Consider the following 11,310-nt stretch of genomic DNA (forward strand, 5'->3'; position numbering starts at 1 on the left):
GAGGCCCAGGATATTGGGCCTCCTTTCTTTCTCTTTTTTTCCTGTTGTCATCTACACTTAACAAAAATACAGCAAGGAAAATCCCATGCGCATTTTGCCCGTCGTTGCTGCAGTTACGGCTGCATTCCTGGTTGTCGCGTGTAGCTCCCCGACACCGCCGAAAGGCGTTACCGTGGTAAATAACTTTGATGCCAAACGCTATCTGGGAACCTGGTATGAAATTGCGCGCTTCGACCATCGTTTCGAGCGCGGATTGGATAAAGTGACCGCAACATACAGCTTGCGCGACGACGGCGGCATCAACGTTATTAACAAGGGCTATAACCCTGACAGGGAGATGTGGCAGAAAACGGAAGGGAAAGCCTATTTCACCGGCGACCCAAGCAGAGCCGCGCTTAAGGTTTCTTTTTTCGGCCCCTTCTATGGCGGGTATAACGTAATTGCACTCGACCGGGAATATCGTCACGCGCTGGTTTGTGGTCCGGATCGCGACTACCTGTGGATCCTTTCACGGACCCCTACTATTTCAGATGAAATGAAACAGCAAATGTTAGCCATCGCGACCCGGGAAGGGTTTGAAGTGAATAAACTGATTTGGGTGAAACAGCCTGGCGCTTAGTGAGTGCTCAGCTTCAGACCAATAATGCCAGCAACGATCAGCCCAAGGCTCAGCAAACGTGCCGGGCTGGCAGACTCACCCAGCAGCAAAATCCCTGTAATGGCCGCCCCAACAGCGCCAATACCGGTCCAGACCGCATAAGCGGTTCCTACAGGCAACGTGCGCATTGCCCAAGAGAGCATGGCGATACTGACGATCATCGCCGCAATAGTGATAATGCTTGGCGTAAGACGCGTAAAACCGTGGGTGTATTTCAGGCCAATCGCCCAGACAACTTCGAGCAAACCTGCAATTAATAAAACGATCCAGGACATATCAGGCTCCAGAACAATGGGGCCGTCCCCGGTGAAAGAAGCGTTTGCAGGTCGTCCTGCAAAGCTAATGTGTGAAATGGCATTTTTGCCCGGAAGAAAATGAATTTCAACCTTTTTATTCACCGCCTGCTAAAAGCAAGAATTAAGCATAATTAGCGGCGTAGTTCCCGCATTTGGCACTCATCGGAGTTCTCTATGATGAAGGGCTTTCTGAAACCAGAAAGTCGATTGCCCCTCTTCTGAATGCGAAACGTTTATGCTTAAAATTTTAGTGATTGACCGGTGCCACTTTACCCGCACAGGGATAGAGGCCTTGCTTAATCATTCTGGCAGGTTCAGCTCCTCATTTCTGGTATCAGGAATCAATAATCTCCTGTTAGCAAAAGAGCATATTTTGCAATGGAAACCGCATCTGGTGATCGCGGATTTATACAGTTTTATTAGCGAGACGCACTCCAGTCCGCCAATTAAACCTTTTTTTATGAGTTGTGGCGTCATCCCACTAATTTTACTGCAATCAGCAGACAGACAGCATGCACCCATCGTGCCCTCTCAATCCGTAGCCCATTCGGTCTTGACCAAGCACACCACGCTGAACACACTCTCCCACACAATTCAGGATTTCCTTATTTGCTCAAAAAGGGCACTTCCACAGCCCATGTTTATGCACTCCCTCCCGTAACCTCCAGCATTGGGTTCTTGTAACTCAAAACGAATGGAGAATGCGATGATCAATTTCAAGCCTAAAATTCCGGCGATGCTTGGGGCTCTGGCGGTTCTTACCGCTGGTGCTGCTCATGCAGAGCTGCTGGAATACACCTTTAAGGCTCCAGATGGTACGCAACGGTCTCTGACTCCGAATGCCAACTATGCCAACCCAACGGGCAATATCTCGTTTGCCTTGAGTGCCGGTATCGACCGAAAGGTAAAGATTTCGGTGCTTCGGTCGGATGGAACAGTGGTTTCGACAGCGACCAGCCACCTTCTTGGGGCTACTGATCGCATCACAGTGGGTGGAAAATCCTACTATGGTGCGGAACTTCAACTACCAGCTCCAGTTGGTGGGGCATACACTATCAGGGCGGAAATTCTTGCCTCTGATGGTTCTACAGTACAGACGGATGAATACCCTCTTACTGTCGATGTGACGCCGCCAACCTACTCTTCGCTTGCCCCGGTTTATAGTAACTATGGGCAGGTTACTAGCGGTGATGTTTGGAAACTGGGTCTAGGTGGCTCTGAGGATAATGCCTTTTTGCTGTCAGGAATCTCTGATGAGTCACCCATCAAAGGCGTCAAAGCAAAGCTGTATCGTCAAGACGGTTCACTCTACAAAGATGTATCCGTGAACTACGATGACGCTAACGGACAAGCTAGACAGTCTTTCCAATCTGGCTTTTTCCCAGCCTCTGACTTGGATGAAGTGTTTACACTTCAGTTTGAGATAAGCGATAGCGCTGGAAATAGCTATCTTTCACCTCGTCAAAAAGTGATGTTTGATAGCATAACCAATGCTCCGTCTGCACCTTTTGGTGTTTATGACCCTTCAAGTACAAACAACTTAGGCCCTGGATTAACCGGATTTGTTGCTTACACTGAGGGCATGACAGTTAAAACTAACCCAATCAAGTTAGCTTGGCGTGTTCCGCGTGATAACTGGCATGAGTATAGAGAAGGTGGGATAAATATGACCAATGCCTTGGGAGAGATGTCCAAGGTAGGAGAAGATGCCAGCTATGTTTATCTCGTCACAACCGCACCTTATGGCAATACCGACGGCAATTATTGGCGTTGGGTGAACTTCGGCCAGTGGGGGGGAGGCGGTATTGCTTATAACCTCACACTCTCTCCATCAGCGCCTAAAAGTCCCAGACTTTTGGGTGTGGACTACAATTACAGTGATATAGGATGGTCTAGTTTTTACCGCTACTGGGTGAACAATTCTGTTCTTCCTGTCACTGTTAGTAGTATCCGTGTCAAAGTTGAACCAAGGCCTTACGTTCAAACTGCCGTTCACAGGGGAAGCTGTGAAATTCCTGTTGGTCAAGATAGCTGCGTGATTGCAAATAGCTTCACAATGGCTAAAGGCACAACAGGGTACGTCCACGATAATGCGACAGTTTTCAATCCGGATAAATCTCTTCGCTCGAATCCTCTTTGGGCAGAGGTTAACTGGAACGATCAGCACTACCCTCAGCTAAGTCAGCAGTTCGATCAAAATAGCAAGGTATTTACCTTATTCGTTAACCAGCCAGGACGAGGCGCTTACTTTGATAGGCTGCGTCTGCGAAGTGCATGGATTGAAGATAGCAAAGGCAACAAGCTGTCTCCAACTGGTGGGTTAATAGCCAACAACTGGGAGAACTACACTTACCAGTGGGATCTTAAAACTCTCCCTGAGGGGCAATACAGTCTTGTTGCCGCAGCAGAGGAGATGCACGGGCCTTTAACGCGACAACCAATGTTCCAGATAACGTCTGATAGAACGCCACCAACCATGACACTCAGTGTGGCAGATGGAGCAGCTATCCAGACTCTAGATGATGTTGTTATTACCTTGGCTGATGCTATCGACCCTTCACCTAAATTGACCTCTATTGCCCTTGTAGGGGGGCCTGCCAATGACAAGGTGCAGTTGTCTTGGCGTGAGGAGTCGAAAGGTCGATTCCGCCTTGAGTACCCGGTAATGTTCCCTTCTTTGAAGGAAGGGGAATCTTACACGCTGACTGTTTCCGGTGAGGATGCACAAGGCAATGCGGTTCAAAAGGCTGTTGGCTTCGAGTACAAACCTCGTCAGGTAATGCTGGCGGATGGGATGGATGGCAAGGTCATGGTCCCCGCTGTCACTCATGAATTTGTTCATGCAGATGGCAAACGGATCATCGAAACCAAGCCGCTGACGCTCAGTGATGGTGCTGTCGTGACAGGTTCATACGACGTGTTTGCGACCCTACGTTCTGATGCGAAAGTACCGCTGGTGGTTAATGGGGTGCGTATCGAGCCAGGCCAGACAATGGGGATCATGAGCCAACATGATTTCGGTGCGTCAGGTGGTCGTTTGAGCATTCCGGTTAAACCTGCTGTTCCTGATGTGGTCGGCTCTTCCAGCCTTCTTGTCATGACCTCCGCGCCGAACTCACCCATCTTGGTTGTGGACATCAATACCTGGAAAGGGACGGCTAAGCTCTCTGCTGAATCATGGACAATTCGCCAGGTCATTGACCCAGTGAAAATCTATGCCCTGCCAGAGTCGGGTGTGCCTTGCCGGTTCACCACGAAAGAGGATGTGGCTATGGCCGCAGACCCAATTCGTGACCCGGTGTGTTTGCTCCAGTGGGACAGAACTCCAGATGAGGCTGAACAAACTACGCAGGACAACAACGGGATGAAAGTTGCTGGGCTGGTGGGGCAGGCTGTGAGCATTGGTGAACAACCTGTCGAATACAGCCTGTACCTGTTCAGTGGTGACGGTTCCAAGGTAAAAGTTGGGTCTGGCTCTCAGAACCTGACGGTAACTACTGCCTATGGCTCTGTTGGCTACACCCCGATTGATGACATTGCTCAGGTGAATCGCGTCATTGAAGATTTTGATGTGAACTTCAAGCAGAGCAAGGGGCCAGACTGTTCTATAACCCTCAGCGCAGACCGTGCGAAAAAAGAGGCCGCGAACAAGGCTGTTGGTAGTGCAAGCCGTGCCTGTCTGTTCGAGTGGCAGCAGATCCCCGATGGATTGGTCCAAGACCCGTTATCGGAATCACCTTCGCTCTCTGGTTCATTGGCCTCCAACGGCGTTCATCCACTGGGGTGGCGGGTAAGTATTTTCACCCGTAACGGCACTAGGGTGACGTTGAACGACGAGACTTTCAATGTCGAAGCGGTTGACCCACCAGCTCCGACCGTTGAACTAGCCTCCGACTACAACTTCAAAGACAACATCTACTTGGTGCCGATGACAGGTAACTACCTGGGTGATGCCATTATCAACTCTGAACGAGCTGATCTGGATATTGCCATATCGCGCAACTCGGATGTTCTTGAGTCTGAGACCTTCACTCCGGGATGGGGTGCCACCAATAAGGTGTATCGCCGCATCAATACCGATGAGCGAGCGTTGTGGGAGGAGACCACCTACAAGGTGAACGCGGCCTACAACAAGGTGCCTGATGTGAAGACTGAGGTTGTCTACCGGGCTATCTCTGCACCTTCTGACAGTATCCGTCCTATCGTTGAAGTTAAAGGTGATACCGCGATTGACACCCAGGCATTGCCGGTTAGGGTTCTCATCCGTGATCAGTACAAACCTGATGGTGACTATGACGCTAACACGATGGGGGTGTGGAAAGTACGCCTGATCCAGCAAAAGGCCTACAACGAGACGGTTGCGCTCACTGATTATGCGGAAGCATCGAACGGTGAAGCTCAGTTCTCAGTAGACCTGTCTGGTGTGGATACTTCCTCCGTCCGTATCGCTGCTGAGGCTGTTCTGGAAAGCCCTGTTGAGGGTTACAACCGCACAGAGTTGTCTATCAGACCTGCCTTCTTGACAGTGCTTCGCGGTGGTGCCATCGGTGCTGGCGTGGAGGCTCGCAAGTTGTCTGGTGAAGCTCCGTTCACTGCTGTGTTCAAGCTATCTTTGGACGACCGTCAGGATCTCCGGGCTACCGGCCAGGTTGTGTGGGAAACCAGTAAGGACGACGGTAAAACCTGGGAGCAGTTCATCCCAGAAGATCGATACAAGTATCAGCTTGTGAAGACCTTCGACAAGGGGGAGTACCAGGTTCGGGCCAAGGTGGTGAACGTCAACTCAGGTGCGGAAAAGTACACCGAAGCGGTCAGTGTTGTCGCTTACGACAAACCTGATATTGCTGTTATCGGCCCGACCACGTTGTTTGTCGGAAGTGAAGGCAAGTACACAGCGAACCTGACGTTGAACGATGAGCCAATCTCCGGTGGCAATGCCATTGTTGAGTGGTCTACTGACGGTGGCAAAACCTACGCGCAGACAGGGGATAGCATCACGCTTTCGAGCGATGAAGAAACCCGATACCGCCTGTGGGCTCGTGTGCGCTCTGCCACGGCACCGGCTGATGACGGCTATGCCTATGAAGTTGCGAAAACGGCGGTTGACTTCCGAGCAGTGAAGGCACCTCGTCCTTACGTGACAGGGCCGCGAGTTATTGAGACCGGTAAGAAGTATGTGTTCAAAGCCGAAACCAGCCTGCCTTACCGTGGGATGGACGTGAAGCTGAACGGGTTCTTCACGCTGCCTGATGGCTCGATTGTGCAGGGTGATACTGCTGAGTACGAACCCTCTGACACTGACCTCAATCAGGCTACTGTAGAAACGAAGTACACCACCTGGATCGAAGGATACCGAGATCAGGGTGCAGAGGCTTCGCATAGCCTACGCTCCCGCGTTTGGCAGTATGTATGGCCGAGCTTCGGAATGCAGGTTAGGAAGAACGCAGACGTGGCTCCTGCGACGATCACCGCGTCAGTGCGGCCAATTGCCTTCAACGGCAAGCTGGAAGAGCCGACCTACGAGTGGGAGTTGCCGGAAGGCGCTGTGATTCAGGATCAGCGGCAGGATATTGTCCGGTCCTTTGTGATCAATGAGCCGGGTGATTACAACATCAAGGTCACTGTCCGTGATGCTCGCGGCCATGAGACCGTGATCGAGCAACCGCTCAAGATCGGCCAGGCAGCGCCCTATGCCATTGACCTGCAATACTCTGGCTCGAACAAATACGAGCGTGAGCCTCTGGATGTGCTGTTGCGACCGTACATTTCTGGCGGCCACCCACGCGACCGTATTTCGACTCGTGTTTATTCGGTAGATGGTACACCGTTGGAAAGCAGTGGTTACTACGGCAGAGCAACTCTGGGCGCTGGTGAGCACAGCATCAAGCTGAAAATAACCTCAGAAATGGGGCATGAAGCTGAGGGCGAGGTGAACATCAATGTTGCAGAGAACAAGTTGCCTGCATGTAGCCTGAGCTCACGAGAGACCGTTGGGTCGTGGATCGTCTATGCGAACTGCGAAGATACCGATGGCCGCATGAAGTCCTACGAATGGACCATTGCCGGTGAGTTGCAGAGCATCAGCTCTGATCGAGTGACTATCAGCAAGGGCACCTATGAAACGATGCCGACCATCTCTCTGGTTGGGGTCGATGACTCTGGGGGCAAATCCGAAGCTGTTACCATGAACTAAGGTTCATTCCTCTCAAAGCCCGGTTCAGACCGGGCTTTTTTTTGTATCGCGCTGGAATTGTCCAAATTGGGCTATTACAGAGGCGAGTCTATTTCCATCCCCCGGATACACTGCCCAGCATCCAGTAATCCAATCTTAGGGGATAGACATGCGGACAAAATTACTTGGGGCGCTGATGGTGTTCGGGATTATTACCGGCACGGCTCATGCGTCATCGAAATTGGAAATCACCGATCCCAGAGCGGCGAAGATAGAGGACATTGTAGAGCTACCCATCAAAGGGGTTCGAGCCGTCCAAAGTGATGGGCAGATCATGTTCCTCTCTGAAAACGGACGATTTGTTATTTCAGGACAAATCTACGACCTGTGGAGCAAGAAGCCCCTCAACACGATGTCCCAAATGAGGGATGTAGCGGAGCGTATCCACTTCAAGAGCATGGGCATGGATGTGGACACGCTGAACACTGTGTCGATGGGGCGTGGTGACAAAGAGGTGGTGGTCTTTGTTGATCCTAGGTGCGCGGTTTGCCATCAGCTCATGGGTGATGCCAAATCGCTGGTGGATGATTACACCTTTAAATTTATCGTGATTCCAGCTCTGGGTGCTGAGTCCAACCGCCTGGCAAAAAACTTGTACTGCGCGAAAGACAAAACCCACGCGCTTGATGCGCTGATGAACAACACCCTGGGTTCCCTTCCTTCAAAAGAAACCTGCGACCCCGGCCAATACGACCAAACGCTGCTGACAGCTCATTTCATTGGGATTGAGGGCGTTCCGTTCGTTGTTGCTCCGGATGGTCGTGTCAGCAAAGGACGTCCGAAGAACCTGAAATCATGGTTGGAGAGTGCTGAATGATCGTAACCATCAAAAAGAAACTCGAAGAAACGTTGATCCCGGAGCACTTGCGAGCTGCCGGGATTATTCCTGTCCTGGCCTATGACGAAGACGATCATGTCTTCCTTATGGATGATCACAGTGCAGGCTTTGGTTTCATGTGTGAGCCCCTGTGTGGTGCCGATGAAAAAGTTCAGGAGCGAATGAACGGTTTCCTGAATCAGGAGTTCCCGTCGAAGACTACGCTCCAGTTTGTCCTGTTCCGCTCCCCGGACATCAATCAGGAGATGTACCGGATGATGGGTTTGCGTGATGGCTTCCGTCACGAGCTGCTGACATCTGTTATCAAGGAACGGATTAACTTCCTCCAGCACCACACGACAGATCGCATATTTGCCAAGACCAACAAAGGTATCTACGACAATGGCTTGATCCAAGACCTCAAGCTGTTCGTTACGTGCAAAGTCCCCATCAAGAACAATAACCCGACTGAAAGCGAACTCCAGCAGCTCGCACAGCTTCGCACGAAGGTCGAATCATCGCTTCAAACCGTTGGTCTGCGTCCTCGCACAATGACGGCGGTGAACTACATCCGGATCATGAGCACCATCCTGAATTGGGGGCCAGATGCTTCATGGCGACATGACTCTGTGGATTGGGAGATGGATAAGCCCATCTGCGAGCAAATCTTCGATTACGGCACCGACGTGGAAGTCAGCAAGAATGGCATCAGGCTGGGTGACTACCACGCGAAAGTCATGTCAGCGAAAAAGCTGCCTGACGTTTTCTACTTTGGTGATGCGTTGACCTATGCCGGGGATCTCAGCGGCGGCAATTCCAGCATCAAAGAAAACTACATGGTCGTGACCAATGTTTTTTTCCCTGAGGCAGAAAGCACGAAAAACACTCTGGAGCGCAAACGCCAGTTCACTGTAAACCAAGCCTACGGGCCGATGCTCAAATTCGTGCCGGTGCTGGCGGACAAGAAGGAGAGCTTCGACACTCTCTATGAGTCCATGAAAGAGGGGGCTAAGCCAGTCAAGATCACCTACTCGGTGGTTTTATTTGCTCCAACCAAAGAACGTGTTGAAGCGGCGGCGATGGCCGCACGAAACATCTGGCGTGAATCTCGGTTCGAGCTGATGGAGGACAAGTTCGTTGCTCTGCCGATGTTCCTCAACTGCCTGCCATTCTGTACCGACCGGGATGCAGTGCGAGACCTATTCCGCTACAAGACCATGACAACCGAGCAGGCTGCTGTGGTCCTGCCGGTGTTTGGGGAATGGAAGGGGACCGGGACCTATCATGCAGCGCTGATTTCCCGCAACGGCCAGCTCATGAGTCTGTCTCTTCACGACAGTAATACCAACAAGAACCTGGTGATCGCAGCCGAATCCGGCTCGGGTAAATCGTTCCTTACCAACGAACTGATTTTTTCCTACTTGTCCGAGGGGGCTCAGGTCTGGGTTATTGATGCCGGTAAGTCCTACCAGAAGTTGTCGGAAATGCTCAATGGCGACTTCGTTCACTTTGAAGAAGGAACGCACGTCTGCCTCAACCCGTTTGAGCTCATACAGAACTACGAGGACGAAGAAGACGCGATAGTCAGCCTCGTTTGTGCGATGGCTTCGGCTAAGGGCTTGCTGGATGAATGGCAAATCTCTGCGTTGAAACAGGTCCTTTCTCGCCTGTGGGAAGAGAAAGGTAAAGAGATGAAGGTTGACGACATCGCTGAGCGCTGCCTGGAAGAAGAAAATGACCAGCGCCTCAAGGATATTGGTCAGCAGCTCTACGCCTTTACGTCGCAGGGCAGCTACGGGAAATACTTCTCTCGCAAGAACAACGTCAGCTTCCAGAACCAGTTCACTGTACTGGAGCTCGATGAACTGCAAGGGCGTAAGCACTTGCGTCAGGTTGTACTACTCCAGCTTATTTACCAGATCCAGCAAGAAGTATTCCTGGGTGAACGTAACCGCAAGAAAGTCGTCATCGTGGATGAGGCCTGGGACCTGCTCAAAGAGGGCGAGGTCTCGGTCTTCATGGAACATGCCTACCGCAAATTCCGTAAGTACGGTGGCTCCGTTGTCATTGCAACGCAGTCCATCAACGACCTCTATGAGAACGCAGTGGGCCGCGCCATCGCGGAGAACTCGGCCAGCATGTACTTGCTCGGCCAAACCGAAGAAACCGTGGAATCTGTTAAACGTAGCGGTCGTCTGACCCTTTCAGAGGGCGGGTTCCACACCCTCAAAACGGTACACACCATCCAAGGCGTGTACTCAGAAATCTTTATCAAATCGAAGAGCGGTATGGGCGTCGGTCGCTTGATAGTGGGCGACTTCCAGAAGCTACTTTATTCGACCGATCCGGTGGACGTTAACGCCATCGACCAGTTTGTGAAACAAGGCATGAGCATACCTGAGGCAATCAAGGCCGTAATGCGAAGCCGTCGGCAGGCTGCATAACCAGGGAGACAGTAATGGACATTAAATCAATCGCAATCGCCGCCATTCTCGGTGCCGCTGGTGGCTTCGGCGGTAGCTACTACGTGATGAGCGAACAAACGGCAAGCATCCATCAGCGTTTGAATCAAACCCCGCCAGTGGTCGTGGTTGACTTCGCTAAAGTGGCGTCGGCGTATCCCGCTGGTGCCTCTCAGGAGGAAGTTGAAAGGCTGATGGTCAAGACCAATGACGCAATTTTGAAGTTGAAAGACGCAGGTTATTTGGTCCTTGACGCAAGTGCTGTCGTCGGGGCTCCAAGTGACGTGTACCTCCCTGATGAGGTGCTGAAATGAATTTTCCACTCAAGAAGTATTTCGTCAAAAAGGAATCCTGGAAGCGCTTCGGGGTTAAGGCAGGTGTGACACTAGTGGTTCTTTGGGCTGCTGGTGCGGCCTTTGCCAGCCGCTACCGTATTGGCATTGATCCACAACAGGAGAAGTGCCTGCCGGGTTACACCTTCTTCCTCATTGATCTGAACGACCAAACTCTGGAGAGGGGAGCGGTTTACGCCTTCCAAGCCAAGAACATGCAGCCTTTCTACAAGGACGGGACTCGCATGGTCAAAATCCTCACCGGTATGCCGGGGGATAAAGTCGAGATCAACGATAAGTGGAAGATCACCGTCAATGGTGATGTCGTCGGAGAGGGGCTCCAGCTCGCAGGGAAACTACATCTGCCAGAGAGCCACTTTTACGGCAAGACCACGCTGAAAGAGAACAACTACTGGTTTATGGGCAAAAGCCCATTCAGCTTCGACTCACGTTACTGGGGGACTGTGAAAAATGATCAGATCATTGGCCGCGCATATCCCCTGTTCTAAGAGC

The 11,310-nt window shown here is 51.5% G+C and carries 7 protein-coding genes; 6 read left to right on the forward strand and 1 reads right to left on the reverse strand.

What is annotated here, in order from left to right:
- The first annotated feature begins 85 nt into the window (after window positions 1-85).
- Window positions 86-619 (forward strand): lipocalin family protein, encoded by a 534-nt coding sequence (locus ACDI39_RS02380; protein ID WP_001221666.1) that lies wholly within the window; start codon window positions 86-88, stop codon window positions 617-619.
- Here the strand turns inward: ACDI39_RS02380 and sugE are convergent.
- Window positions 616-933 carry a quaternary ammonium compound efflux SMR transporter SugE gene (sugE, locus tag ACDI39_RS02385; protein WP_000118520.1) on the reverse strand — a complete coding sequence of 106 codons (318 nt, stop codon included), beginning with the start codon at window positions 931-933 and terminating at the stop codon, window positions 616-618. The two genes, ACDI39_RS02380 and sugE, sit on opposite strands and share 4 nt — an antisense overlap.
- Before the next feature lie 727 nt (window positions 934-1,660).
- Here sugE and ACDI39_RS02390 point away from each other — a divergent pair.
- From ACDI39_RS02390 to ACDI39_RS02410, 5 genes are all read left to right on the forward strand, one after another.
- Window positions 1,661-7,147 (forward strand): Ig-like domain-containing protein, encoded by a 5,487-nt coding sequence (locus ACDI39_RS02390; protein ID WP_000606835.1) that lies wholly within the window; start codon window positions 1,661-1,663, stop codon window positions 7,145-7,147.
- A 148-nt stretch (window positions 7,148-7,295) separates the two neighbouring features.
- Entirely contained in the window at window positions 7,296-8,003 is a 708-nt protein-coding gene (locus tag ACDI39_RS02395) for a DsbC family protein (RefSeq protein WP_001259346.1), read from the forward strand.
- Window positions 8,000-10,447: a type IV secretion system protein TraC gene (traC, locus tag ACDI39_RS02400; protein ID WP_000637384.1), complete on the forward strand. Its 2,448-nt coding sequence runs from the start codon at window positions 8,000-8,002 to the stop codon at window positions 10,445-10,447. The genes ACDI39_RS02395 and traC overlap by 4 nt, the downstream gene beginning before the upstream one ends.
- Before the next feature lie 14 nt (window positions 10,448-10,461).
- The gene (locus ACDI39_RS02405; protein WP_000351984.1) at window positions 10,462-10,779 is read left to right on the forward strand and encodes a hypothetical protein; all 318 of its coding nucleotides are present in this window, start codon (window positions 10,462-10,464) and stop codon (window positions 10,777-10,779) included.
- The gene (locus ACDI39_RS02410; protein WP_001010740.1) at window positions 10,776-11,306 is read left to right on the forward strand and encodes a S26 family signal peptidase; all 531 of its coding nucleotides are present in this window, start codon (window positions 10,776-10,778) and stop codon (window positions 11,304-11,306) included. Before ACDI39_RS02405 ends, ACDI39_RS02410 begins: the two co-directional genes overlap by 4 nt.
- Window positions 11,307-11,310: the final 4 nt, after the last annotated feature.

Source organism: Pseudomonas sp. Tun-23181 (genome assembly GCF_057415455.1).

What these genes read in the sequence shown, in the direction of transcription:
- ACDI39_RS02380 (WP_001221666.1), top strand. Translation starts at nt 86, where the DNA reads ATGCGCATTTTGCCCGTCGTTGCTGCAGTTACGGCTGCATTCCTGGTT.
- sugE (WP_000118520.1), bottom strand. Translation starts at nt 933, where the DNA reads ATGTCCTGGATCGTTTTATTAATTGCAGGTTTGCTCGAAGTTGTCTGG.
- ACDI39_RS02390 (WP_000606835.1), top strand. Translation starts at nt 1,661, where the DNA reads ATGATCAATTTCAAGCCTAAAATTCCGGCGATGCTTGGGGCTCTGGCG.
- ACDI39_RS02395 (WP_001259346.1), top strand. Translation starts at nt 7,296, where the DNA reads ATGCGGACAAAATTACTTGGGGCGCTGATGGTGTTCGGGATTATTACC.
- traC (WP_000637384.1), top strand. Translation starts at nt 8,000, where the DNA reads ATGATCGTAACCATCAAAAAGAAACTCGAAGAAACGTTGATCCCGGAG.
- ACDI39_RS02405 (WP_000351984.1), top strand. Translation starts at nt 10,462, where the DNA reads ATGGACATTAAATCAATCGCAATCGCCGCCATTCTCGGTGCCGCTGGT.
- ACDI39_RS02410 (WP_001010740.1), top strand. Translation starts at nt 10,776, where the DNA reads ATGAATTTTCCACTCAAGAAGTATTTCGTCAAAAAGGAATCCTGGAAG.